Here is a 25,233-nt window from a genome sequence, read left to right as displayed (position 1 = left end):
CGAAGGGTTGTCGCTAACCGCGAATGTGCCCTTGCGCACGCCAGGAGTCGAATATTTCCAGCGCCTTGTCGCAAAAGGCTTCATCATTGATGTGGCAATCAAGCTGATGCAAATCGGCGTTGTCGGGACATGTCGCGGCCATCTCATCGCAAAAAGCCTTTAGACCTGCAGTATCGTGAAGCGGCTCTCCGGGGCGGTCCCATGCGCCACAACCACCTTTGGGCAGTAGAAAAGCCGTCGGGCCCTGCGCTTTTGCCAGTTGTTCGCAATGGGCGCGGGCCACCTTGCGCCGCCCGTCCGCATCCAGAACAAAAGAGGTGATAAGGCGATTGTGGGCATGGCTTTCCAGCCCGTCAAAGCGCGGGTCGGTCTCTTGCCAACCGATCACATCAACCAGATCGTAACAGCCCGGCGCCACGATCTGTGGCACGCGAGCCTTGCCCGCCCCGGTCAGGCGCGTGCCGCCCGCGCTGACCATCGAGCCGAAGACATGGTTGCCTAGCTCCTGCGTGCAAAAGTCGAAAACACAGGCAAATGCACCTTCCTGGGCAAGGTTCTCGAACGCCCGCCCGCCCATGCCGGTGGCGTGAAAAACGGCAACCTCGTAGCCGCGCCTTTCCAGCTCCGGCTTCAGCGTCACCATGTAGCGCAGCACGGACTTGCCAAGGCTGGTCATGCCGATCAGAGGCGTGCCTTTTTGCGGCGGACGCGCCGCGCGCGCAGCACCCAGCACTGCTCCGGCGGCCTGCGCCAATGATGCACGACAGACCGCGTTCAGCCCATAAAGCCCGCCCGCCCAAAGGATCATCTGTATATCTGCGGGCAGGCGTTCCGGCGGCAGCAAAGGTGAAAACGCGATGGTCGAGACAATATATTTCGGGACGCCAAGAGGCATGGCTGCCAACATATCAAGGGCCAGATCAGTCCCCATGGACCCGCCAAGCACGATGGCTGCATCGATGCGTCCCTGGGCATAAAGCTTTGCAACCATCGCCGCAGCCCCGCGCCCCATGATCTGTATCGCGTGGTTTTCGTCACCGCTGTCGATGGCCTGCTGGATGCTGCTGCTGCCCGCGGCGGCGACATCATGCTTGCTGATATCAACCGGCTCTGGCGGATCACCCAGAACGCTGACGTCCATGGTCAGGACGTGGCCGCCCTGTTGCTGGATGCAAGATGTCAGAAAGCCAAGCTCAACTGACTTTGTGTCGTAGGTTCCCGTGACAAGGATTGTCTTGTCGGTCATTGCGATCTCCTCGATGGTTGATCCAAGCGGTCTTGCGGTCGACAGACTCGCAGACTGCATGCAGTGACCAAGAGACGGCCCGTCGCGTCGGGCAATGCCCGTAGCGCATCGATTTGTGATTGTTCAAACATGGCGTGTCTTTGATTGGTTTGGATGATGAACCGGTGGTTTGAATTACATTGATTTTCCGATGCTGCCGTGTCAAGCCATGGAAAAACAGCTGCGAAGTATCCCCACAAACCAAAGGAGAGGGCGCGTATGGGAACGACAGCGAAAGCGCTAGCATTGCTTGAACTCTTTTCGGTCGACCGCCCCGAAATCGGACTGAGCGATTTTTATCGCCTTGCCGGTCGCGACAAGGCGACGGTTCACAGATATCTGACCGAGCTTGAGCAGACCGGTTTTGTCGAACAGGATATGCAATCCCGTCTTTATCGTCTGGGCCCCGCCGTTTTGCGACTGGCCGCGATCCGCGAAACCTGTTTTCCGCTTCACAGTGCGGTTGAACCGCTGGTGCGTGCGGCGGCCTTGTCACTGGGTGAATTGGTTCATTTTTCGCTGTTGCAGGGGCGGTCACTGGCCACAATCGCCCATCACGACCCGCATCGGCACGGGACCGCCGTGGTATTTGACCATGGCGCCATTTTGCCACTGCACGGTACGGCATCGGGTATCAGTCTGCTGGCGTTCGGTCCTGCGGCGCTATGGAAAGGCATCGGGGCGACCCCGCTACCGTCATTCACCGGCCGGACCCCACGGGATGAAAAGGCGCTGCATCGCCTGAGCGAAGATGCGCGGCAGCTCGGGTTTGCTGTGGCAGATCGCACCTTTGACCCAGATGTCGTGTCCGTCGCCATGCCGGTATTTGGTTCGAACGGGACCGCCAGTGGCGCTGTGGCTGTCGCCGCACCGGCGGGACGTATGGATGATGCCCTGCGTGCGCGTGCCATTGCGACCCTGCATGACCTTGCGCCGATCCTGAGCCAGTCGCTTGGTGGCCGCATGGCAGAAAACATGGGGGTGGCATGTGCCTGAGGCCCTTACTCTTGCGGCGTAGGACTGCGCTTTTGTCGATGACCAACGACGAAATATTCGGGGCGCGCAAGCGGCGGGGCTGATCCCCGTGCATTTCGACGTCAGCGGCCGGAGCCAAAGCCATGCACGCGTGATGGACGCGCAGAGGATGAGATGGAGCGATCAATGAAAGACAACAATTTCCTGAAGGAAAACAACGCCAAGCATTTCTGGCAACCCATGTCGCACCCGGCTGACAGCCTTGCCAACCTTCCCACCATCATCACCGAGGCGCACGGGGTACGCATCACGGATATTGACGGTCACGAAACGGTAGATGCCGTCGGCGGACTATGGAACGTAAATTTGGGTTTTTCCTGCCAACCGGTCAAGGATGCCATCGCTGCACAGCTGCACCGCCTGCCGTTTTATTCCACCTTTCGCGGCACGACCAATGATGCGGCGGTCGAACTGTCGTGGATGTTGCGCAATTTCTTTGGGCCAGATGGGATGGCGCGTTGCTTTTATACCTCTGGAGGCTCTGACTCGGTCGAAGTCGCGTTGCGACTGGCACGTCAGTACCACAAAATTCGGGGCGAGGGTGGGCGTACCAAGTATTTGAGCCTGAAAAAGGGCTATCATGGCACACATACGTTGGGTGCTTCGGTCAACGGCAATGCCAATTTCCGAACCCAGTACGAACCGCTGATGCCCGGCTGTTTTCACATTCCGGCTCCCTATGCCTACCGCAACCCTTTCAACGAAAGTGATCCGGAAAAGCTGGTGCAGCTTTGCCTTGCTGCCCTTGAGGACGAGATCGGGTTTCAGGGGGCCGATACCATCGCGGCTTTTATCATGGAGCCGATACTGGGCGCAGGCGGAGTCATTGTACCGCATGAAAGCTTCATGCCCGGTGTGCGGTCGATATGTGACAAATACAGGATTCTACTGATCGCGGATGAGGTGGTTTGCGGCTTTGGGCGGACAGGCGACTGGTCGGGGTCGCGCCACTGGGGCGTAAAGCCCGATATGATGTGCATCGCCAAAGCGATCACCAACGGCTATTTCCCTTTCGGCGCTGTGATGATCGGTGAGGCGCTTGCCGAAACTTTTGAAGACGATACCTCTGGGCGCGGGGCGATTGGATCTGGCTATACCTATTCCGGCCATCCGGTTGGTGCCGCTGCTGCGATTGCGTGTCTGAAAGAAACCGAACGTCTGTCGGTCAAGGACAACGCCGCTGCACGCGGAACGCAGCTTTTTGAGGGGTTGTTGGAGCTTGCACGCCACCATACCCTGATCGGTGATGTGCGCGGTGGGCACGGGCTGATGTGTGCGCTTGAATTGGTGTCGGATCGTGGCAACAAGACCCCGATCGGCAAGCAGACAAGTGCCTTGGTGTCAAAAACAGCCTACGAAAACGGGGTCATGATCCGGGTGTCGGGCAACAACATCATCTTGTCGCCGTCGCTGATCATTGAAGAGTCTGATATCGACAAGATACTGTCGTCTCTTGATGCCGGGCTTTCTGCTGCTGCCTGACACGACAGGGTTTCCCGAAAAAGTTGTGTTTCAGGCTTGTCCTCGGAATGCGTTAAACATCGTGCCTGACGACGGGGTCAGTGACGGGTAGTGGGCCGCCAAAAGCGCACTACCCTGACGGCTGCCGCCAGCAAATCCGCTTCGCCGCGCGGGCGATCGATCAATTGCATGGCCACAGGCAACCCGTCCTTGTTCAAACCGACATTGCGGGCCATGGGCCCTTGCACACTTTCGATGATGAAGGCCGCCGTATCTGGCCCGCCAACAGCCAGTCCGGGGCTGGGCCGGACCCGTGGGACGTCAAGAAAGGCAAGGCTAACGCTTGACCGAGCAGGTTTCGTAACAGCCCGCTATGAAGTCCCACATTGTTTGGCCTAGGCATACTAGACCACGGCGAGCGGGGCGTGGAAGTCGCTTGTTTCGACCACTTCGTTCATCACGTCGGGCGAGGCGATGCGCCATGCATCCCAAATCGGTATGGGCAATGCGCCGATGGTAAGGTCGGCGTCAGCGCAAAAGATGAGAGGGCGGGGGGGAGAAGTCCTGCAAAAAACATGCGCGCCGAGGACGTAACAGATTGGATCGAACTGGCGCTGACAGCGTCCTATTGCGACTAGGCCGTCGGACCAGTCTTTCGCGGCAACCGCAAAACGAAGTGGCCCGTTGAGGTGGGCTGGCCGAAGTCAGTTTCCTGTTCGGAAGTGGTCGACCATCGCTGCCACGCCATCCTCATAGGACGTCGATGTGAATTCAGGAAAGCGCTGCCGAAACTTGGCGTCTGACATGATATAGTCGGTCTTGTATTGATAGCTCATCTCTTGGATTTCCCGGATCAGAGGCTTGAAGAGCGATAGTCCACGCAGAACGATGTCTGGGATGTGTGTTGTTTTCAGGGATGTGCCGAGTTCCCGGTTGAAGAGCGCGGCCATGTCCGACACTTTCACGGCGGGTCCGACGGGTAGGTGGAATTCCTCTCCGTATGCCGCGTCGAACAACGCCAGATCCACTAGCGCGCGTCCCATGTCGTCGGTGTAGGCATAGGTATGCACCGGACCTTTGGGCATGGCGACTTGCGGGGATTTCCCCTTCAGCATGTTTTCGAGAAATCTGATGTAGAAGGGCGAGTTGACAGCCCCCGGCCCATAGAAGTCCGCCGCCCGTCCAACCGTTGCGCGCACGCGCCCCGCCTGATGCGCCTGCGTGACGATTTCGACGGCGGTTTTGCGCGCCCGACCCTTGCGCGATGGCGGGATGCGGGATGTCGTTTCCGCGAACGGAACAGGCAAGGGTGCGGGTCCGTAAAGATAGACATTGTCGAAATAGACGATTTTCGTGCCGGTTTTCTCGCAGGCTGTGACCAATGCCTTGGAAATCGCCGGAAAGCCGGTTGTCCAGAGGTCGGAATTGTAGGGCAGTCCGACGCAGTCATAGACAACCTCGGCCCCGTCAAGAACCCGAACCAGCGCCTCGGGATCCATAGCATCGGCGTCTGCCCGCGTCAGCGCCCTGCCGTTGAGCCCTTTGGCCTCGATTGCCTTGAGGGTCGCGCGGCCAATGGCGCCGCCCCCTCCCAACACGGCGTGGTACCCCATATCAGTTTCCTTTCTTGAAGAATGCCATACCGATCATGGTGAACCCGGTGGCGAAAAGCCACAAATGAATCGCGAGCGTCGAGACGAAGATGCTTGCTTCCATGCCGAAGAGCTTGATCACCGGAGAGGCAAGGATCCGTCGAATGGCGTGAGGTCCGAAAGTTAATCAAAGTACTCTGCTGTTGTCCCAAAGTCAGCGGGCAAAATCTCCGCGCCGATATTGGCTTCTGGATACGTCTCCTTCGCCCGGAAACGCACAAGCTTTTTCTGGAGGATTGAGCCGTGGTTGGGAGACGGACCATGCGTGGGCTTCATTGTTGAGCGGGTGTCGACCATTGACTGAAGCTGCCTGAGACGCTGGATTGCAGGATTTTGTTCCGCTGGCAATTTCAGCTCGGTAAATTCAGCGCGTTCAATACCAACAAGCGCCTTGGGAGTTCGCTGAGACAGCGATGCCGCTTTTGATGTACGTGGTTTTCGCGCTGAGGCATGCTATCGATTTGACCTTCTGGACATTGAAAAGAAAAGTATCCGCCCAAGCCTTGATTCGACCAATGCGTGCAACCATTCAGGCGGGGAACCTATTCAGGTTGCGGTAGTTGAATGGATTTTTTTTGTATGCCAGACAGGTGCGATGTGATGGGACTTGACCACAATGGTCATGAAATGGGCGCAGCCTTGGGTTCTTTCAACACTTTGAAAACGCCAAACCTTGGGACGTAAGATCTTTGCCAAGCTTCACCAAAACTGACCGCCTTCACCACAGCAAATCTGCAACTGGGAGTTGGTAAAACATGGTGGTCGGTGGGTTCGAGACATAAAAACCGAGAGTTGCAACACTTGGAAAATTGCAAGTACGCGGCTGACATAGGCGTTGTGCGGCTAGGATGGAGGCATAGTCACTTTGCTCGACCACCAAGTTTTGCCCACTCCCTGCGTCCGTGCTTGATATTTGGTGGCCGCACGCTCCGAGGCGCACGGTTTGCAAAGTAAAAAACCGGGGCACGTATGCCCCGGCTTGGTTGCCTTCAAACCGTCAGTCCGGTCCTTCAGCCTCCTGTACTGTCAGTTGCCGGATCGCAGTAAAAGACGTCCTGTTCGCCATCGCCAATTTCGACGCGGGTCACGCAGCTGAAGCTGAAAACCCAAAGCCCCGTATTCCGATCAGACGCCAGGATGATCTGGTCCCCATTGGGGCGTTCATCCACATGCACACCCCAGAAGTTGGAACCTTCCTCGGCGATAAAGCGGCCGACTTCATGCACGTTTTGCGAATAGCTGCCCTCGCCGTTGCTGTTGTCGTGGTAATGGCCGGGGCGATATTCGATCGCGCGCATGCCCAGCGAATACCACGATACAAACATCCGCGGACCCTGATTGAACATTGGCACGAGGTCCTGTGTGCGGGGGTCGGCTTCGATGTTGTGCATCGTCAGGTCGCCCACTGGCGGTGCACCTGCTGCGGGCGGCTCTACCGCTTCGGCAGGGGCATAGTAACCCAATTCATGCAATTGCGGCACGGTCATCGTGTCCGGATTCGCCATACCCCGGCTTGGGACCGTGATTTCGGCACCGGTGTTGTTGATCACATGAAAATAGCCCCAGCCATCAAACACGGACGATGCGGCAGCGAAGCCACCGGGATTGGCCTTGATGATCTCACCTGTGCTGTAACCTATGAACACACCGGGAATGGTTGGTTCAGGGCTGGCACCACTGCCCGCCATGTTGATCAACGCATCCCCACCAGCCGCATTGTTGGCAATGATGAAACCGGCATACCCCTGTGCCTGCGCCGATTCGGCCTTATCCTGGAAAAAGCATGCACCGCGCTGGATCAGCGCAACTTGCCCGGCGGATGTAGCTGCGGGCACTTCTGCGGCCGTACAACCCTCGCCACCTGTCCAGACCACCGTTCCGGCCAGCGCGTCAGACCCCGGACCGAACAGGGATTGCCCTGCGGCATAATCGACACCTGAATAGTTGATCCCAAAACTGCTGTCCGAGAAATCCTCGTCTCCGCCAAAAATATAATCGCCGTTGCCGCCGAACACCGCCGCATGGGCGTTACCTTCGTAGGGTTCACCAACAATGGGTTCAGGATCTGGGTAAGTGCTGTCGCCAAGGAACACGGGGTTCGCAGGATCGGTCAGATCAAGCGTGACAAACCCGCCATCCCAGTAGGACACAACAGCAGTGGGCACGCCGTCGATGAAATCAACCCAGACATCATGGTTGAAAATCCCTGCCGAAGAACCGGTTTCAAACTGCCCGTCTAAAAAGGCACCAACAGCGAACCAATCCAGAGCGCCCGTCGTGACCAGCAGATTGGGCGATTGGGGTTTTGAGATATCGACAATGAATGTGTCAAAGAAATCAAAGGTATTGGCAGTGCCGATCAGGTAGGACTTGCCTTCCCAATCCCATGAGAATGTATTGTGGACGCCGCCAAACTCCAGAAAGTTCTTGCGCAGTGCGATTGGTTTTGTGGGGTCCGTCACATCATAGAGACTGATTCCGCCCTGTCCCTTTTGTGACGCCGGGCCAGACCCGCGCCATTCGCCCTTTTTGTCCAGAGGCGTGTTACCGGCATTTGCCACGCCGGGGATCGCATCGCCGCAAGGTTCTTGCGTTGTGATCAATACATCGGTGTCGCCCACCCTGTGTACCTTCACATCGTTGATGCGCGTGTTCGGAGCCGATTTGATTTCCGCTATAGTTGCGCCTTCGGAGACGCCGCCGTCAAAATTGGCGATGGCCGCTTCGATATCGACGATGAACACGCCGGCGTCCGTGCAACCCGGTTCCTGAAAGGTCCCGACATAGGCATATCCATTGTGCGACCAGACGTCTGTATAAAGCCCGTCCTGGACACCGACCAGCAGATCGCGACCAATCACCTCAAACCCGTAGTTGGTATTTGCAGGTACGTGCCCTTCGGTGTCGCTTTCATGCGCAAGCCCCGGTAGCACAAATGTAAGAAGCGCGACGGCCGAGACCGCTGCAACGCTCCTGCTAAAAGGATTTATAATGTATTTCAATGATTTAGTCCCCTACTCAAAAGGGTCTGCGGATCATGTTGCCTCCTGCCGACGCAAAGCGAAGAACAGTCCGCTGCCAGCAGACCAAACTAGCGTACTCATCGCACGCAACGATGGGCTGAGTTAACACAGACCTCACGCCCAATCACGGAATCGTCATCTTTTAACCGTAGGCCGAATTGAACGTCATTTGCAAGAAAACACGGTCAGGGTTGAGCCATCAGCCCAAAACTCATCTGTCTGACGTCAGCGCTTATGGGTCCAAATAGGGTTATTTGCCAAGAGAGGGTTTGTAGCTCATCGTAACCATCAAGGAGTGGACGATGAGAAAGACACCGAAGAGCCCTGGCGAGAAGATCGTTAAAGACATCAAGCGCGCCACGCGCAAGCATTATTCATCTGAAGAGAAGATCCGGATCGTGCTGGATGGTCTGCGTGGCGATGACAGCATTGTCGAGCTGTGCTGTCGTGAAGGCATATCGCAGGGCATCTACTACAAGTGGTCCAAAGACTTCATGGAAGCCGGGAAGAAACGGTTAGCGGGCGACACAGTTCGGGCGGCGAACGCTGATGAGGTCAAGGAACTGCGCCGGGAGGCAAAGGATATCAAAGAGGTGGTTGCGGAACAGACGCTCGAATTGCGACTTCTCAAAAAAGCATGACAGGCGATGGGGGCGACCACGAATGAGGTACCCGGCATCGGAGAAGCTGGAGATCATCCGCACCGTTGAAGGATCGCATTTGCCGGTCACATAGACACTCGACATTCTGGGCTTTGCATTCGTGACACCTGGGCGATGGTTGCAATCCACAGGACGTTGATGGCGATGTGATCGGTATCGCGTACTCGGCGCGGGACCTATAAATAGGTCAGGACTTCAACGGCAGGTTTTGCCAACAACGGACGTTCGCCAAAATCGAGGTAATGACCGGGTTGTGGGACTTTTCTGCCTGATGCTGGCGCAGCGAAGACCACCTTTATTGCTCGACCGCACCACGGAGTTGCGCGCGGAGGCGCAGCACGATTTCCCGAAACCGGACATTCAAATCGTGCAAATGGGCCGAAACCCAATCCGGACGTTCGATGCGCTCCCATTCTATGTCTCACATGCGGACTAAACCGCCATTTGGAGTTATTGAGAAATCGGGGTTGTCTCCATGGCTACCAGAGTACTGGCCGCTGATCGAAAGCGGATTTCGCGTGCCGGAGCATACTCGGGACTTTCATACCATGCCTTGAGTGCCGCCATGTCAGGAAACTCGACGATCACCAATCGATCAGGAGCCCAAGTGCCGCTTGTTTCCAGCACTTCCAGCGCTGCGCCCCGGGCAAGGAAACGTCCTCCGAACTTTTCCAAAGTCGGAACAACCGCGCGTTTATATTCCTCGAACAGTTCGGGTTCGGTGATCGTCTCATTGACTATAAGTAGAGCGGGCATAGCAAAATATTTTCAACTCCCTGACACGGAAGATATAGCTGCCGCGTTACCGAATGAATACATTTAAACGACCAATCGGGACTCTAAACCTTCAGTCAGCCCGAATTATGCGAACGACAGCTTCCAACGAGCGAATGTCGGCGCACTGTGCCAAGCAGAAGAAAACGCCAGATCATCTCGATTCTTGCAATGTCTGTTTTCGGCATTGGGTCGCAGATCGCCCCGCCGCGTCGCCGCAAGTCGGCTATAAACCCTTCACCGAACTTGGTGTCCGGCGCAGCATTCGACGCATCGGGCGGTTTGCGGACATTCGTTGCAAGCATAAACTATTGGTATTCTGGTCGTCGAAGCTGAAAACAGGGCCCGCACGGCACCCAGTGCTTTTCCTTACGGCTACTCTTGGTCAAAACGCTTGCGAACGGTCTGCATGGAGAGCGAGCGTTCGCGGTAGGTGTTGCTGAATTCGGGGTTGCACATCAACGTGTCTTTCCCGCTGCGGATGGTTCTCTCTCGCAACGGAAACTCCGAGGATCAAAACGATGCAACAAAAATGCGGTCGGATAAAATAGTTCTGGTCAAAACCAGCCCTGCTTGCGGGCCAGCGCGGCGGCTTCTCCGCGCGAAGCGACGTCAAGCTTGCCGAGGATGGCAGAGACATGGTGATCGACTGTCTTTGATGAAACGAAGAGCTTGTCCGCAATTTCGGCATTCGACATGCCGTCACCGAGCAGGGCAAGAACCTGCATTTGCCTTTGCGTCAGGCCGGCAGGGTTCGCCCGTGTCGTTGCCCGTGGCCGGGCCGGCGCGTCAATGTCCAGTCCGCGTTCGCGTGCTCGGACAAGAACAGTCTCACGGACCCGGTTTGCTTTCAGCCGGTCGAGGATCGAGAGGGCACGCGTGACGGCCGCTGCATCACCTTCGGCCAGAGCGAGGGCTTCGCGGTAGGGGTCACCAAGCTGCTGCCAGCGCTCTGCCGCCGCCGTCCAATTGCCAGAAAGAGATTCGCGATAAACTTCGTGCAGGTCGGGTACTTCGTCAGGCAGGCGGGCCGCGTCGATCCGGCGCTGCCAGTCCAGGACCTCCTCTTTAAGCATCGGGGAAATCTTCAACGCCAGCGCATCTTCCATCGCAGCCTGCGCGCGATCCTGGTCCTCCAGTTTCAGCCATGCCCTTTCAGCATGAAAGCAGGCCACATCGCAGATGTGGCGGCCGTCTTCTTCTCCCATAAGGGCGTCGATCATTGCGAGATGTTCGGATCCGTCGCTCTCCCCCCGCCGCATCGAAATCCGCGATGCGGTCAACCGGAGCATGATCGCGGGGGACGATTGCTCGAGAGGTTGGGCGATGATTTCACGCGCCATAGCGAATGCTTCGTCCCACCGGCCGAGGCGGTCAAGAGTATGTACGCGAAACCCTTGGTAGAACGCTGATTGTTCGATCGTGTCCGTCTCGTAGCCGGTGGCGATCGCCTCGTCAAAGAACTCCAGCGCGTCAGCAAAGCGCAATCCGTACCAGTTGACTACCCCGCCGTTGGCGATGCAGCGCACGAGGTTGATCGGACTGCGCGCGGCCTTGGCCGCTTCGATACTTTCGGCATAAAGCGCGTTCATTTGCGAACTATCGAAGAGCGTGGCCAGAGACTGCGTGCTGAGCGCGTGGCTAACGATGTCGGTGCGTCCTAGCCGGCGCGCCATGTCCAGCGCACGTTGCGCCACCGGCAGGCTTGCCTCCATCTCGTAATCCGACATCGCGATCTGCGCGCGGCTGGCTAGCGCCATGGCCAGTTCTTCGGTGTCTGGTCCTTCCTGCAAGTCGATGGCTTCGTTACCGAGAGTGCGCGCCTGAACCTTCTGGCCGGCAGCCCATTTCACGCGGGACAAACGTTGCAGGATGCGACCGCGGAGCGCGTTGTCGGGGCCTCTGATGGAAAGCGCGCGCTCGAAATATCCCATGGCGTCCTGTATCCGACTGACAAGACGGCAGGCCTCGCCGGCATCGAAGAGCAGTTCGGCAAATGTGGTGGCATCACCCGGATCGGCGCGCTCGACCGCAATAGACAGGTAATCGGCGGCCTGTAGGTTGGCGCCAGCGGCCATGGCCTCGCGACCCGCCATCGGCGCAAGGCGCGAAATCTGCGCGCTATCGCCGGCGGCACGGGCATGGTGCATTTGCCGGGCATTCGGCACGCGTCCGTCCGCCTGCATATACTCAAGCAAAACCTTGTTGAGACGACGCCGTCGCGTGGGCCGCAAGGCCGTTTCGACCGCAAGTCGCGCGATTTCGTGCCGATACGTAACATATGTGCCATCATCCTGGATCAATCCGCTGTCGATAGCAGGATCGAATGCCTCCTCGCGCTCTTCTGCAACAGCCAGGGCATAGTCACGTTCGGCGCGTCTTGGAAAGATCGATACGGCCTCAAGAACATTGCGTGTATCAGGCGGCAGTCGGCCGAGCCGGTTGAGCACCGTGTCCTGTACGCTGCGCAAGGCGTCGTCACCGCCCCCCTGCAAGAGTTCGGTCACATAAAACGGATTGCCACCGGTAATCCGGTACACCTCGTCCGCAGGTTGTCCGCTGCCTGCTGCAAGGTGGCTGACAGCCTCGGCGGAAAGTGGCTCCAACACAATCCGGGTCGCGTCCTTGGGGGCGACGCCGCCCATCGCACGGCGCAGCTGTGGGCGGCCCTCAGTCTCGTCATCCCGCGCGGTGACGACCATCAGTATCCTGCGCGTCCGCAGGCGCCTCGCGGCGAAGCGCACGAAATCCAGCGTCGCCTCGTCTGCCCAATGCAGATCCTCGATCAGCAGGATTGGTGTTTCCTCCGAACGTTCGATGCAGGCAAGCAAGTTCAGGAAAACGGATAGCCTGTCACCCTCGGTCCTCCACAGTGTATCGAGATCAACCCCAGCATCGAGAGCGAGGTCCCGGAGCGGACCCAAAGGTTCAGGGATTGAAAGGTCCTCGCACGCGCCGCGAAGCGCACGTGCGTCTGTCATCTGATCCTCGAACGCGCGTAAAAGGGTCGTCTTGCCGGCGCCCGCCTCGCCAGTGACGAAAACGGTGTGACCCGCACCCTGACCTGCGGCTTTTGCCAGCGCATCGAGTTGCGCGAGCGCCAGGTCGCGTTCGAGGATAGGCGTACCCAAATCTTCATCTCCCTACAATTGGCCGCGCCGGACGTCGACCTCGGCCGACGATGCCTCAAAAATAGGGAATGCCAAAGTAGAAAAATGGGGAACCTTCCCGACGCGCGCGCACCCCCCGTTGGTTAGTTTGATCTTCAGACAAGCAAGCGAACGACAAGGAGCCGCTACATGACCGACATGCCCGAAACCCACACCGCCAGTTCCTTCACGTGGAGCGTTCCGCGCGCGACCCTCTTGGCCGTGCTGGAAGTGGCGAAAATGCCTCGAATGGCCGCCGTCGCATATCTCCAAGGGCCCAAATTCACAGACCCACGTCCTCTGGCTGAGCGCATTCAACAGGCCGAGACCCTTCGCGAGGAAGCCCGCCGCAAAGTGGATCGGTTGATGATGTGAAATCGCCTTCCGGAAAGATCCCGCGCTGGTTTCTAAGGCAGTCGACTTGAAGGCCGGCCGGTCTGGCGCGGCCCGCATGTCCTTCAACAGACTTTCGAGTTAACTGAGCCAAAGCCGAATGTCTGGTTGCGGGATAAAGCCGCCATTCGCTGGCACAGCATCAAGGGCTGCTTTGGGCTTTTTGCGTATTCAGGGGATACCGCGTTCAAGATGAACATGGGGACTTTTCTGTGCCGAAATAACGCGCGTGGACGATCAAAGGCACCTCACCCCAGCCCGAGAAGGACACCCCACAACATCCTCATATCCGAAGACATCTAGATTCTACTGAGCCGCCAATCGGCAAAAAGACGCGCCTGTTTCGAGAACGGCTCCGTGTCGTAGCCCGCGAACAGGCCGTCCTGAGTGACAAGCACGGTCCGCCAGCCACGGGCGGCGGCGCCGAGGATATCGGTGTGAAGCGTATCACCGCACATCGCGATGCGGTCCGGCATCAGGGACGGCAGCGACGCCTCGATCAAGTCATACACCTCTGGGAACGGCTTTCCGAAAAACTGGACACGGTCGGGGAACAGGTCGGCAATCTGATGGCCGAAATGTCCGGGCTCGACAGAGAACCCGTCGTCACGGGGGGCGGCCAGATCGGCGTTTCCAATCAGTAGATTGCGCGGGCGGCGCTGCATGGATGACATTAGCAAATTTTGCCGCGCCGTCGTCCAGTCCGCCGTCGATAGAAACAGGAACTGGTCGACCGCGTCGTAATCGTCTGAATTGTCTTTCAGGCGCGTCACCTGCGCGGGCAGATCGGTTAGCGGGTCGGTGTCCGCCGCGATTACGCCCCAATGCCCCGCGCCCAGATGTTGAAGGGCGGCCTCGCGACTGGTGATGATTTCTTCGTCTTTTACGCGCAATCCCAGACGCTTGAACTTGGCAATTGCACCGCTGCGGTCATAGCTGGCGGCATTGGTCAGAATCCGGATCGCGCAGCCACGTTCGCGCAATTGGTCCAGCCGCATGTCCGCGCCGGGGATCATCGTTTCACCCACGTTCAAAACGCCGAACGCGTCGAAGACGAAGGCATTGACCTGATCGGCGATGTCCAGCAGGGACTGGATTTCAACACATCCGTCCCGCGGTGTGACTTGCGGAAACCGCGCACGGACTTCCTGATAGCGATCAAAAATCGACTGCGTTGTCAGCATGTATCCTCACTTCGGTTTCTGATCGTTTATTTTGTGCCACCTTAAAGAAAAACCACGAAAGAGAAAGTAAAAACAACAAAACAACAAATCTTGCAGGGTGGTCATCCGTATTTTACTGTATTTTCGGGCTGAACGGCATGTTCCAAGCAGCATCCAGGGAAGGGGGGCGAATAAAAATGTTGTTTTGTTGTTATTCGCCGACTAACGTAACGGCAGACTCGAGACCCGGGGGTAGGATGTCATCAAAAAAGCAAAGACGACGCGAGGCGATCTCGGCTCTGGTGCTGGAGCAGGGCGCGGTGACTGTCGGGTCTCTGGCCGAGCGGTTCAATGTATCCATGCAAACGATCCGCCGTGATGTGGATGCCCTTTGCGAGGGCGACATGTTGCACCGTGTTCATGGTCGCATCGAGTTGAGCGAAGAATTTCTGAATACGCCATTTGACCAGCGGGCGGGCACGAACCTGATGGGCAAACGCGCCATCGGCGAGGCGGCCGCAGAGCTGATCCCCGATGGCGCGACCCTGTTCATTTCCATTGGTTCGACCCCTCTCAGCGTAGCGCAGGCGTTGCGACGTCGCAAAGGACTGACCGTGATCACCAACAATCTGAGTGCTGCGATGGCGCTGAGCGAGGAGGTCTCAAACCGGATCATTCTGCCCGGCGGTGAGGTGCGTTTGCCGGACCGTGATATTCTTGGCAACGACGTCTTGGATTTTTTTGGACGGTTCAGGGCCGATTTCGCGGTATTCGGGGCTGCGGGAATTGCAGAAGACGGCGGGTTGCTGGAATTTCACACGACCGAGGTGCGTGCGATGCAAAAGATCTGCGAGAACGCGCAACAGTCCATTCTGGTGATCGATGGCTCCAAATTCGGGCGTCAGGCTCCGGCATTGGGCGGCAATATTGCCGACATTGACCAGATCATCATCGACCGACGACCGGGCGATCGTTTCGCGCCGCTGCTGACCAACATCAAAGATCGACTGCTTGTGGCTGAAGGACAACCAAGATGACAACATCACCGTTTGTGAAACTCGACGGCGTGGCAAAGCGTTGGAACGGCCAGTTGGGCGTTGAAGGCATAACGCTGGATATACCAGAGGGCAGCTTTACCGCGCTTTTAGGCCCCTCGGGGTGCGGGAAATCCACGACACTGCGACTGTTGGCGGGGTTGGAGTTGCCAGACGAAGGCAAGATCCTGATAGATGGCAAGGACGTGACGACAAGCGCGGCTTCCGACCGGAACTTGTCGATGGTGTTCCAGTCCTACGCGCTTTTCCCGCATCTGTCCGTGGCCGAAAATGTCATGTTCGGGCTGAAGGTTCGGCGTGTTCCGAAGAAAGAGCGGCTCGAAAAACTGCATCGCGCGCTCGAGATCACTGGACTGCTGGGTCTTGAGGATCGCAAACCCGGAGAGTTGTCTGGCGGCCAGCGTCAGCGCGTTGCTCTGGCCCGCGCCATCGTGGCGGGGCAGCGGCTGTGCCTAATGGATGAACCACTTTCCAACCTCGATGCAAAATTGCGCAACGCCGTGCGCAAGGACATCAAGAAACTGCAACGCGATTTGGGTATCACGGTCGTCTACGTCACCCACGACCAGACCGAAGCGATGAGTATGGCCGATACGGTCGTGTTGATGAAGGACGGGCATATCCAACAAGTCGGATCACCCGAGGACCTGTACAGCAGGCCCAACAATACCTTCGTGGCCGAATTTGTCGGCGCGCCCCCGATGGCATTGCTCCAGTCGTCTGTTTTGGACGGATTTGGCGAGGATAAGACCATCGGTATCAGGGCCGAGAACATCCAGATCGTGTCAAAAGGGGACGGGCGCATGCGCTGCACCGTCACCGAAAGCGAATTTCTGGGGGCCGAGACGCTGATCGGGTTGGATCACGCGGGCGCAGTGGGGCTGTGCGTTCTCAAACCCGGTCTTTCGCTGATGGCCGAAGGCAGCGAGATCGACATCACTTTTCACGACGAAAATCTGCACGTCTTCGACGCTGCGGGCCAAAGGATGGCAGGGTGAAACCACTTGCCGACACGACAAAGAACCAAAACCAAGGGAGAGAGACATGAAACTATTTTCGAAAACAGGATTGGGGCTGGCGACTGCTATGGCAGTCGGTTTCACCGCACCTGCAAGCGCTGAGACCGAACTGACGATGTACTACCCGATTGCTGTTGGCGGTGCATTGACCGAAGTGGTCGATGGGATCGTCGCAGACTTTGAAGCCGCAAACCCGGACATCAAGGTGAACGCGATTTATTCGGGCAACTACGATGATACCCGCGTGCGCGCTTTGTCCGCGCTTGCATCCGGTGAGCCTGCACAGCTTGCGGTGATGTTTTCAATCGACGCCTATGACCTTATAGAACAGGACTTGATCGTTCCCTTCGAAGAGGTCGCGACATCCGACGCCGACAAGGAATGGCTGGGCAGCTTCTATCCTGCGCTCATGGCCAACGGCCTGATCGAAGGCCAGACATGGGGCATCCCGTTCCAGCGTTCGACCATCGTGGCCTATTACAACAAGGACATGTTCCGCGCCGCCGGTCTTGATCCAGAATCCCCGCCAACAACATGGGACGAGATGATCGACATGGGCAAGGCGCTCACCAACGGCGATACATACGGCCTGATGATCCCGTCAACCGGCTACCCATATTGGATGTTCCAGGCGCTTGCGATCCAGAACGGAAAAGAGGTGATGTCCGGTGATGGTCTAACCACCTACTTCGATGATCCGACTGTTGTAGAGACACTGGAGTTCTGGAAATCGCTGTCGACAGAGCATGGCATCATGCCGACGGGCACCGTCGAATGGGGGACATTGCGTCAGGCGTTCCTTGAAGGTCAAACCGCGATGATGTGGCATTCGACCGGCAACCTGACGGCGGTGAAAAATGGCGCCAGCTTTGACTTCGGCGTGGCCGAGCTTCCGGGCAATGTGCGTCTTGGCTCACCCACCGGTGGCGGTAACTTCTACCTGTTCAAGGACACGACGGACGAAGAACGTGCCGCCGCGCTGAAGCTGATGCAGTTCATGACATCCCCAGAGCAGGCGGCCGAATGGTCCATCGGCACAGGCTACATGGGCGTGTCGCCCGCAGCCTACGAGACCGAAGCACTTCAGGCTTACACGGCTGAATTTCCGCCCGCCCTTGTGGCGCGCAACCAACTGGAAAACGCTGTCGCTGAATTCTCGACGTTCGAGACAGCCCGCGTGCGCGATGGCCTGAACAATGCGATCCAATCCGCATTGACCGGTGCCAAAGAACCGGCTGAGGCCTTGGCCGAGGCGCAAGCCGCCGCCGTGCGCCTGCTGAGCGATTACCAGTAACGCACCATCGGGGCCGGCACACTTTGTGCTGGCCCTACCTTTCCCACGCACCGGAGACACGCCATGTCAGCCCATGCCAACCTCGAACGCCGCAGACAGGCCATTTATGGCTGGCTTTTGCTGTCGCCAGCGGCGATTCTGCTGACGCTGTTTGCGTTCTATCCGTCGATCGCGACCCTGTGGTCGAGCCTGTTTTCCCGCGGCACCCGCCGCAACCCCACCGAATTCGTCGGCACAGAAAACTACGCCGAGCTTTTTGCCGATCCGACATTCTGGATCGTGGTCAAAAACAACCTTCTGTATGCGGGCATCACAATCCCCGTGTCGATTTTTATCGCGCTGTCGATGGCGCTTTGGGCGAATAGTAAGATCCGCGCGCGTGGTTTTGTGCGCACCGCCTATTTCACGCCAACCGTTTTGCCCATGATCGCCGCAGCGAACCTTTGGCTGTTCTTCTACACCCCCGGTCTTGGCGTATTGGACCAGATCGGCAGCCTGTTCGGCCTGCCGTCCGTCAACTGGTTGGGCCAACCCGAAACAGCACTTTGGGCCATCATCATCGTGACAATCTGGAAAGAGGCGGGGTTCTTCATGATCTTCTACCTCGCCGCGTTGCAGACGATCCCCGAGGACCTCAAAGAGGCCGCCGACATCGAAGGCACCAGCCGTTGGACCTATACCCGCCGTATCGTGTTGCCGCTGTTGATGCCGACGACACTGTTCATCGCCGTGAACGCGATGATCAACTCGGTCAAGCTGATCGACCATTTGTTTATCCTGACCAAAGGCGGGCCGTCCGATGCGTCCAAGCTGATCCTGTATTATATCTATGAGATGGCATTCGCCTTCTTTGACGCCCCAAGTGCGGCGGCCATGACGATGATGGTGATCGCGGTATTGGGGATCGTAGCGGCCGTGCAGTTCCTCTACCTTGATAAAAGGACGCATTACCAATGAAGAGCCTGACTAAATTCATGGACAGCTTCGGCGCGATCCTTTTGGCGATCATCTGGATTTCGCCCCTGCTGTTTGCCTTCTGGGCCGCGACGCATTCCACGTCGGATGCCGTAAACCTGAACCTGTTCTCGCCCTGGACGCTCGAGAATTTCCGCGTCGCCTGGGCAGGTGCCCCGTGGCTGAAGTACTTCATCAACACCTTCATGTTGGTGACGGTGATCCTGATCGGGCAGTTCGTGCTGACGACCTTGGCGGGCTTTGCGTTTGCGCAGTTGCAGTTCCCCGGCAAGGACTACGTGTTCATTCTGGTACTGATGCAGCTGTTCATTCTGCCCGAAGTCTTGATCGTGGAAAACTACGCCATGATCTCGCGCCTTGGCCTATTCGATACGATCCTTGGCGTCGGCATGCCTTATATGGCCAGTGCGTTCGGCATTTTCCTGATGCGGCAGGCGTTCAAGAGCGTCCCGATTGAATTGCACGAAGCCGCGCGGATCGAGGGCTGCGGTTTGCTGGGCATCTTGTGGCGGGTCTATGTGCCGCTCGCGAAGCCGACGTATCTGGCCTATGCGCTGGTGTCTGTGTCGACCCACTGGAACAACTTCCTGTGGCCGCTAATCGTCACCAACTCGCCCGAGACACGGCCACTTACGGTGGGTTTGTCGATCTTTGGCGCGCCCGAAAATGGTGTTGATATCAGCATCATTTCCGCCGCAACGCTAATGTCCGTCGCCCCCTTGCTGATCGCCTTCCTGATTTTCCAACGCCAATTCGTGCAAGCATTCTTGCGTGCAGGGATCAAATGACGACGATCCTACAAATCTCCGACACCCATATCGTGCCCGAGGGCGCGTTGGTGTCCGGGCGGCTGGATACGTCTGACGCCTTGGCGCGGCTGGTGGCACGGATCACCGGTATCCGCGACCAGATCCGGCCGATTGACGCACTATTGGTCAGTGGCGATTTAAGCGATGACGGCAGCGTGAAAAGCTACGAACGGTTCAAATCGCTGATCGCGCCCTTGGGGCTGCCGACCTATGTCATTACCGGCAACCACGACGCACGAGAACCGATGCGAAACGCCTTTGCCAAGGACCTTCCGGCCAACGGCCCGTTGAACTGGACCCGCCGTGTCGGTGACATCCAACTGATCGGGCTTGATACCCTAGTCGAAGGGCAGGGGGCGGGAACGCTACCGGCCGACAGTCTGGATTTCTTGCAAAATGCGTTGTCCCAAGCAGGGGATGTGCCTGTGCTTTTGGCGTTGCATCATCCTCCCTTTCCCTGCGGCATTGGCTTCATGGACAAGATCGGACTGACCAATAGGGCGGCCCTGCGTGATGTCCTGAACCGCTTTGAAGGCACGCTGCGCATTGTCTGTGGCCACATCCACAGTATGATCATCAGCGATGTCGCGGGCCACATCGCCATTTCGGCGCCGTCGCCTGCCAGCACCTTTGCCTATGACCTTCGCGTGGATGCGCCGGTTGGGTACACGACACAAGAGGATGGCTGCCTGTTGCACCGTTGGGACGAAGGGTTTCAATCGATCAGGATCGGACCTGTAGCCGGATCGGGGCCCTTTCCGTTCTGATCGTTGCACCTAAAAGAAAGCAAATCCGGTGAATGAACCGCATGCAATCCAAATCCTGATTCACATCGCAGGCGCTGCGGCCCTGTTGATTTGGGCCGTGCGCCTTGTGCGTACGGGGGTCGAGCGCGGTTTCGCAGCGCCCATGCGCATCTGGTTGCGCCATTCAGCCAAGAACCGGTTGCTTGCGGCAGGGACCGGCATGGGGGCTGCTGTCTTGTTGCAAAGTTCCACGGCAGTGGCCGTTCTGGTGTCCAACTTCGTGTCCACGGGCGGGCTGGCGACGGCGGCGGGGCTGGCGATTTTATTGGGGGCCGATGTCGGTTCAGCTGTAGTGACGCAGCTTTTGATGGTCCGCCAACCGCTGCTGATCCCGCTGCTGCTGGTTATCGGGATCACGGTTTTTCTGCGCGGCGAAGGCAGCAAGACACGACAGATCGGCCGGATCATGATCGGACTTGCGCTGATTTTCGTGTCGCTGGACATGATACGTGGCGCGACCGAACCGATGATATCGAACCCCGGCACGCAGGCCGTCATGGCCTATTTGGGGCGCGATCTGCTGACCGCTTTCATCATCGGGGCGGCGTTCGCATGGGGCGTCCATTCGAGTGTCGCGGCGGTGTTGCTGTTCGTTACACTCGCCGGACAGTCGATCCTTCCGGTTCCTGCTGCCGCCGCTATGGTTCTCGGAGCCAATCTGGGCGGAGGTTTCATCGCGTTCGTCCTCACCTATTCCGCACCGCTTGCGTCGCGAAGGATGGTCATGGCGAACCTGATCTTGCGGGGCGGCGGAGCCGCGCTGACAGTTTTCGTGATTGCGGCGGTGCCGGACTTGTTGGCCCAACTTGGCGCGACGCCTGCCCGGCAAGCCATCAATCTGCACCTTGCCTTCAATGTGGCGTTGGCTGTTGTCGCGCTTCCTTTTGTCGGGCCTATCACGTCCGTGCTGTCCTATTTCATGGCTGAAAAATCCGATCCAAACGGCGCGCTGGATGTCGCCAGCGCACTTGACCCTGCCTTGCTGGATCGACCGCAGCGCGCGATTGATTGTGCGGCGCGCGAACTGCTCACGATGGGCCAGAAGATTGAACAGATGTTGATCACGGTCGAACCTCTTTACGACCAGTGGAACGCGGCCACTGCCAGCATGATCGTGGATCAGGACAAAGCCATCAAGCAGACACATCTAGACGTCAAACTATACCTTGCTCGCCTTGGGCAAAAGGGAATGGACGAGAATCTGAGTCGACGTTCAATGGAGCTTGCCTCGATTTCATCCAGCCTCGACTCCGCGTCCGATGCGATCACCCGGATCATGCTTGATCTCGCCAAACGTCTGGATATGCAAAAACTGCAATTCTCGCCGAAGGGCCGCGAGGAAATCCGTGATTTCACGGACCGTGTCCAAAGCAATGTCCAGCTTGCCCTGAATGTGATGATGAACCAGAATCCTGCAGAGGCGCGAGAGTTGGTCGCAGCCAAGGAAAACGTGCGCAAAGTCGAGCAGAAATTGCAGCGCAGCCATATCGGACGCCTGCGCGAGGGGCTTGTCGAAAGCATCGAGACCAGCAACATCCACCAAGAAACGTTGCGCGCGCTGAAGCAAATCAACACAGCTTTCTCGATGGTGGGCCATCCCATCCTCCTGAAATCAGGTGATCTGTTAAAGAGCCGTCTCACCTAGCGCAAATATACAAGCCTGATCAAAGGTGATCGTATTTCAAGAACTTGGCGGTGTTGTTGTCAGTGAGTATAAGGGCAGCAACAGAGCTTCTAACCCTCAATGTCGGCTCTGCGCGGCATTCTGGTCCTTAATTTCGTACGCAGCAATTGACACTTTGGGCTCTAAGCAGCCATTCGCTGCACAATGTCTGAATGACTGCTCTGCGGACAAAGCTGTCATTTAGGAACACTGCAAGTGGGCTAAACGTGCGGAGATGATGACGCATAAAGGTGCACCCCAAATAACTAAGAAGGGTGCACCAAATTTCTAATTTGACTAGCCTGAAACGCGCTCGCGCAGGAAATTCGAAAAGGCTTCCCAGCTAGCAGCGTCGGCACGCTCTTGATAGCGATTTGAGCCAAAAACCGTGAACGCATGTGGTGCGCCTGAGTAGACTTCGAGCGCGTATGTTGTGCCAGCCTCCTCCAGCTCAGTTACGAATGTGGCGACGTCTTGCATTGTAATCGACGTATCAGCGCCACCGTGAAGCACGAGTACAGGCGGCTCATCTCCACTCCATGACTGACCTTCCGGCGTCGCCAGACCCCCATGGAAGGTCGCATAGCCGCTTGCCGCGTCCGACATGTCGCTCCGTGCCATTTCAAGAGCTACGGCGCCCCCAAAGCAGTAACCTGTGACAACCAGTTCATCGGTGCTGGACCGCGATTGTGCTTGCTCTAAACCAGCCTGAACCAAGGTCTTCATCCGATCACGATCCTTATACAGGGCGCCGGTTGCAGCAATGCGGTGGTCCATTGTTTCAGTGGGTGTTTCGTTGCCAAACATATCCACTGCGAAGGCATCATACCCCATTTCCGCCAGCATATCTGCGCGCTGACGCTCGTAGTCGGTCATGCCGTCCCAGTCGTGGATAATCAAAACAAGACCCTTGGGGTCCTCGGCTTGGGCCCAGTATCCGGTAAAAGCCTCTCCATTAACTGAGTAGGACACGTCCTCCGCAAGCGCTGGTGCCGCGGCCATCGTTGATGCTACGAGAAGAGATGTAAATCGCATGTTTTTCTCCAAGTTGTGTGTCTGTCTGGACCAAGCTATTTCTTGGCAATCTGAACAATGTTAGTTCGCGGGGCTTATCGGACAACCCTAATGACGGTCGGCGTCTGTCGTTGCAAGTTTGGGATCGCCTTCCAGACACCGGCTAAAAGATGTGTTTCTGCGCATTGCATTCCTTTGAGCGAAGCATAGCAATTGCCACTTTGGGCTCATTGTGTTGAAAAACTCTTTCTTGATTGCGGTGTGTTTCGCTGATTCAATTCTTTTAGTGAGTGGGAGGGTTTTGCGATGCTGGGACCGAAGCAGGACGCGCAGGCGGCGTTGTTCTACGAGTTCTCGCTGGAAGGCCACGTTCCGCAGGATCACCTGCTGCGGTCGATTGATCAGTTTGTTGATCTAAGCAGCATCCGGACTCACCTTGCGGACTTCTACAGCCACACTGGTCGTCCATCCATTGATCCTGAATTGATGATCCGGATGCTGCTTGTGGGCTATTGCTCTGGCATCCGGTCCGAACGCCGCTTGTGCGAAGAGGTTCATCTGAACCTGGCCTATCGCTGGTTCTGCCGCCTCGATCTGAGTGACCGCATCCCGGATCATTCGACCTTTTCCAAGAACCGCCACGGTAGATTCCGTGAAAGCGATCTACTGCGCCATGTGCTCGAGACGACCGTTGCGCGCTGCATGAAAGAAGGGCTGGTGGGTGGCCAAGGATTTGCCGTCGATGCCAGCTTGATCAGTGCCGATGTCCAGAAACAGAACTCCAGTAACCCTGAAGATTGGGCAACCCGTGTGGCCGACGTCGATGACGCACCACGCGCGGTTCAGGAATACCTCGACACGCTGGACGACGAGGCCTTTGGTGCGGCCACCACGACCAAGCCCAAGTTTGCTGCTCATACTGATCCGGCCAGCCAATGGACTGCAGCGCGCAAAGGCCCAGCTATCTTTGCGTATTCCACCAATTACCTGATCGATACAGATCACGGTATCATCGTTGACGTGGATGCCAGCCGTTCGAACAGGACCGCTGAAGTTGGAGCCATGCGCAAGATGATTGACCGGACTGAAGAGCGGTTTGGCTTGAAGCCAGATTGGATCGCCGTTGATACGGCCTACGGGTCGTCCGACAACCCTGTTTAGCTGACCACCAAGCGAAAGATCCTGCCGTTCATCCCCGTCTTCGATAAGGGCGAGCACACGGACGGCACGTTCTCCAGATCAGACTTCACATGGGATGATGAGGACGACCGCTATATTTGTCCTGGAGGCAAAGAGATGAAGCACACGCGGCGTACCTATTCCGATCCTGCCCGGAATGAGCCAAGTTGGCGGTCCCGCAAATATCGGGCCTTGAAGGTCGATTGCATTGCTTGCCCATTAAAAGCCAAGTGCTGTCCGAACACAGAAGCTCGGACAATCCACCGCGAGAAATACGAGATCGTCTGAGAATTTGCCCGTCAATGTACCGCATCAGACTTCAATCAGATCGCCTCGGACCGACGAAAGAAAGTCGAGATGCTCTTCGCCCACCTCAAACGCATCCTTGGCTTGGCCAGGCTCCGATTACGTGGCCCATACGGCGTCCAAGATTAATTTACCCTCGCAGCAACCGCCCAAAACCTCCGGAAACTCGCCAAGCTCAAACCGATGGGACCAGCCGAAGCGTGAAAGGCAGGCTGGCTACGAACAGCCAAAAGAAATCAACGTAGTAACCAGCATCAATGGGCCAAAACCAACGAGTTTTTCAACACAATCGGCTCGAATTTGCCGTTCGCTGCGCGATGCATTGAGGTCTGTTGAGCGGGACAGAACAGTCATTTGTTTTTCGAACTTCGCTGACGCAGCATCGCTTTGCGTTTGCGGCATATTAGTCGTTGCATTGCAGCTCACGTCGCCAAAGCGGTCATTTACAGTTTTGGCTTCGCTCGGAACTGACGCGAACTCTTGCAACGACCAGTCTCACTGCTTCAACGTTAGTCT

The 25,233-nt window shown here is 57.3% G+C and carries 18 protein-coding genes and 2 pseudogenes; 12 read left to right on the top strand and 8 right to left on the bottom strand.

Annotation, left to right across the window (positions count from 1 at the left end; translation table 11 throughout):
• Positions 1–13: 13 nt before the first annotated feature.
• Entirely contained in the window at positions 14–1,246 is a 1,233-nt protein-coding gene (locus C8N45_RS16295; protein WP_108387398.1) for a Tm-1-like ATP-binding domain-containing protein, read from the bottom strand.
• A gap of 258 nt (positions 1,247–1,504) precedes the next feature.
• Between C8N45_RS16295 and C8N45_RS16290 the strand changes: the two genes are divergently transcribed.
• Together C8N45_RS16290 and C8N45_RS16285 are read left to right on the top strand one after the other, a co-directional pair.
• Positions 1,505–2,281, top strand: coding sequence for an IclR family transcriptional regulator (locus tag C8N45_RS16290; RefSeq protein WP_108387324.1), 777 nt, complete (start codon positions 1,505–1,507; stop codon positions 2,279–2,281).
• Positions 2,282–2,446: 165 nt separating this feature from the next.
• The gene (locus C8N45_RS16285; RefSeq protein WP_108387323.1) at positions 2,447–3,802 is read left to right on the top strand and encodes an aminotransferase class III-fold pyridoxal phosphate-dependent enzyme; all 1,356 of its coding nucleotides are present in this window, start codon (positions 2,447–2,449) and stop codon (positions 3,800–3,802) included.
• A gap of 683 nt (positions 3,803–4,485) precedes the next feature.
• Here the strand turns inward: C8N45_RS16285 and C8N45_RS16280 are convergent.
• Both C8N45_RS16280 and C8N45_RS16275 read right to left on the bottom strand, forming a co-directional pair.
• The gene (locus C8N45_RS16280; RefSeq protein ID WP_108387322.1) at positions 4,486–5,394 is read right to left on the bottom strand and encodes an NAD-dependent epimerase/dehydratase family protein; all 909 of its coding nucleotides are present in this window, start codon (positions 5,392–5,394) and stop codon (positions 4,486–4,488) included.
• 1,049 nt (positions 5,395–6,443) lie between these two features.
• The gene (locus C8N45_RS16275) at positions 6,444–8,435 is read right to left on the bottom strand and encodes a PA domain-containing protein (RefSeq protein WP_211095479.1); all 1,992 of its coding nucleotides are present in this window, start codon (positions 8,433–8,435) and stop codon (positions 6,444–6,446) included.
• A 323-nt stretch (positions 8,436–8,758) separates the two neighbouring features.
• Here C8N45_RS16275 and C8N45_RS16270 point away from each other — a divergent pair.
• Positions 8,759–9,188, top strand: a pseudogene (locus C8N45_RS16270) (transposase); the annotation flags it as partial.
• 380 nt (positions 9,189–9,568) lie between these two features.
• Here C8N45_RS16270 and C8N45_RS16265 read toward each other — a convergent pair.
• Positions 9,569–9,874, bottom strand: coding sequence for a DUF1330 domain-containing protein (locus C8N45_RS16265; protein ID WP_108387321.1), 306 nt, complete (start codon positions 9,872–9,874; stop codon positions 9,569–9,571).
• Positions 9,875–10,449: 575 nt separating this feature from the next.
• The gene (locus C8N45_RS16255) at positions 10,450–13,023 is read right to left on the bottom strand and encodes an ATP-binding protein (RefSeq protein WP_108387319.1); all 2,574 of its coding nucleotides are present in this window, start codon (positions 13,021–13,023) and stop codon (positions 10,450–10,452) included.
• Between the two features lie 168 nt (positions 13,024–13,191).
• Between C8N45_RS16255 and C8N45_RS16250 the strand changes: the two genes are divergently transcribed.
• The gene (locus C8N45_RS16250) at positions 13,192–13,416 is read left to right on the top strand and encodes a hypothetical protein (RefSeq protein ID WP_108387318.1); all 225 of its coding nucleotides are present in this window, start codon (positions 13,192–13,194) and stop codon (positions 13,414–13,416) included.
• Positions 13,417–13,733: 317 nt separating this feature from the next.
• On the opposite strand, the gene C8N45_RS16245 is transcribed toward C8N45_RS16250, so the two are convergent.
• Positions 13,734–14,618 carry an HAD-IIA family hydrolase gene (locus C8N45_RS16245; protein WP_108387317.1) on the bottom strand — a complete coding sequence of 295 codons (885 nt, stop codon included), beginning with the start codon at positions 14,616–14,618 and terminating at the stop codon, positions 13,734–13,736.
• A 236-nt stretch (positions 14,619–14,854) separates the two neighbouring features.
• On the opposite strand from C8N45_RS16245, the gene C8N45_RS16240 reads away from it, so the two are divergent.
• The 7 genes from C8N45_RS16240 to C8N45_RS16210 all read left to right on the top strand — a co-directional run bounded on the left by C8N45_RS16240 (position 14,855) and on the right by C8N45_RS16210 (position 22,200).
• Positions 14,855–15,634 (top strand): DeoR/GlpR family DNA-binding transcription regulator, encoded by a 780-nt coding sequence (locus C8N45_RS16240; protein ID WP_108387316.1) that lies wholly within the window; start codon positions 14,855–14,857, stop codon positions 15,632–15,634.
• Positions 15,631–16,650: an ABC transporter ATP-binding protein gene (locus tag C8N45_RS16235; RefSeq protein ID WP_108387315.1), complete on the top strand. Its 1,020-nt coding sequence runs from the start codon at positions 15,631–15,633 to the stop codon at positions 16,648–16,650. Before C8N45_RS16240 ends, C8N45_RS16235 begins: the two co-directional genes overlap by 4 nt.
• A gap of 46 nt (positions 16,651–16,696) precedes the next feature.
• Positions 16,697–17,965 (top strand): ABC transporter substrate-binding protein, encoded by a 1,269-nt coding sequence (locus tag C8N45_RS16230; protein ID WP_108387314.1) that lies wholly within the window; start codon positions 16,697–16,699, stop codon positions 17,963–17,965.
• 63 nt (positions 17,966–18,028) lie between these two features.
• On the top strand, positions 18,029–18,922 hold the full coding sequence (locus C8N45_RS16225) for a carbohydrate ABC transporter permease (RefSeq protein WP_108387313.1): 894 nt from the start codon (positions 18,029–18,031) through the stop codon (positions 18,920–18,922).
• Complete coding sequence (locus C8N45_RS16220; RefSeq protein WP_108387312.1) at positions 18,919–19,728, top strand: carbohydrate ABC transporter permease; 810 nt, start codon at positions 18,919–18,921, stop codon at positions 19,726–19,728. Before C8N45_RS16225 ends, C8N45_RS16220 begins: the two co-directional genes overlap by 4 nt.
• Entirely contained in the window at positions 19,725–20,516 is a 792-nt protein-coding gene (locus C8N45_RS16215) for a phosphodiesterase (protein ID WP_108387311.1), read from the top strand. Before C8N45_RS16220 ends, C8N45_RS16215 begins: the two co-directional genes overlap by 4 nt.
• Positions 20,517–20,544: 28 nt before the next feature.
• Positions 20,545–22,200: a Na/Pi cotransporter family protein gene (locus C8N45_RS16210; RefSeq protein ID WP_108387310.1), complete on the top strand. Its 1,656-nt coding sequence runs from the start codon at positions 20,545–20,547 to the stop codon at positions 22,198–22,200.
• 315 nt (positions 22,201–22,515) lie between these two features.
• Here C8N45_RS16210 and C8N45_RS16205 read toward each other — a convergent pair whose 3' ends face one another.
• Positions 22,516–23,253: a dienelactone hydrolase family protein gene (locus tag C8N45_RS16205; protein WP_108387309.1), complete on the bottom strand. Its 738-nt coding sequence runs from the start codon at positions 23,251–23,253 to the stop codon at positions 22,516–22,518.
• 285 nt (positions 23,254–23,538) lie between these two features.
• On the opposite strand from C8N45_RS16205, the pseudogene C8N45_RS16200 reads away from it, so the two are divergent.
• Positions 23,539–24,921: pseudogene (locus C8N45_RS16200) on the top strand (IS1182 family transposase).
• Positions 24,922–24,933: 12 nt separating this feature from the next.
• Here the strand turns inward: C8N45_RS16200 and C8N45_RS23290 are convergent.
• Positions 24,934–25,203, bottom strand: a complete 270-nt coding sequence (locus C8N45_RS23290; RefSeq protein WP_168769503.1) for a hypothetical protein — start codon at positions 25,201–25,203, stop codon at positions 24,934–24,936.
• Positions 25,204–25,233 lie beyond the last annotated feature (30 nt).

The sequence above is a fragment of the Yoonia sediminilitoris genome (assembly GCF_003058085.1).
GTDB classification, from domain to species: Bacteria; Pseudomonadota; Alphaproteobacteria; order Rhodobacterales; family Rhodobacteraceae; genus Yoonia; species Yoonia sediminilitoris.
The sequence above is the reverse complement of the archived record's forward strand: the minus strand, read 5'-3'. Positions and strand labels throughout refer to the sequence as shown.

What these genes read in the sequence shown, in the direction of transcription:
- C8N45_RS16220 (WP_108387312.1), top strand. Translation starts at nt 18,919, where the DNA reads ATGAAGAGCCTGACTAAATTCATGGACAGCTTCGGCGCGATCCTTTTG.
- C8N45_RS16280 (WP_108387322.1), bottom strand. Translation starts at nt 5,394, where the DNA reads ATGGGGTACCACGCCGTGTTGGGAGGGGGCGGCGCCATTGGCCGCGCG.
- C8N45_RS16245 (WP_108387317.1), bottom strand. Translation starts at nt 14,618, where the DNA reads ATGCTGACAACGCAGTCGATTTTTGATCGCTATCAGGAAGTCCGTGCG.
- C8N45_RS16250 (WP_108387318.1), top strand. Translation starts at nt 13,192, where the DNA reads ATGACCGACATGCCCGAAACCCACACCGCCAGTTCCTTCACGTGGAGC.
- C8N45_RS16285 (WP_108387323.1), top strand. Translation starts at nt 2,447, where the DNA reads ATGAAAGACAACAATTTCCTGAAGGAAAACAACGCCAAGCATTTCTGG.
- C8N45_RS16225 (WP_108387313.1), top strand. Translation starts at nt 18,029, where the DNA reads ATGTCAGCCCATGCCAACCTCGAACGCCGCAGACAGGCCATTTATGGC.
- C8N45_RS16230 (WP_108387314.1), top strand. Translation starts at nt 16,697, where the DNA reads ATGAAACTATTTTCGAAAACAGGATTGGGGCTGGCGACTGCTATGGCA.
- C8N45_RS16215 (WP_108387311.1), top strand. Translation starts at nt 19,725, where the DNA reads ATGACGACGATCCTACAAATCTCCGACACCCATATCGTGCCCGAGGGC.
- C8N45_RS16290 (WP_108387324.1), top strand. Translation starts at nt 1,505, where the DNA reads ATGGGAACGACAGCGAAAGCGCTAGCATTGCTTGAACTCTTTTCGGTC.
- C8N45_RS16235 (WP_108387315.1), top strand. Translation starts at nt 15,631, where the DNA reads ATGACAACATCACCGTTTGTGAAACTCGACGGCGTGGCAAAGCGTTGG.
- C8N45_RS16205 (WP_108387309.1), bottom strand. Translation starts at nt 23,253, where the DNA reads ATGCGATTTACATCTCTTCTCGTAGCATCAACGATGGCCGCGGCACCA.
- C8N45_RS16295 (WP_108387398.1), bottom strand. Translation starts at nt 1,246, where the DNA reads ATGACCGACAAGACAATCCTTGTCACGGGAACCTACGACACAAAGTCA.
- C8N45_RS16265 (WP_108387321.1), bottom strand. Translation starts at nt 9,874, where the DNA reads ATGCCCGCTCTACTTATAGTCAATGAGACGATCACCGAACCCGAACTG.
- C8N45_RS16240 (WP_108387316.1), top strand. Translation starts at nt 14,855, where the DNA reads ATGTCATCAAAAAAGCAAAGACGACGCGAGGCGATCTCGGCTCTGGTG.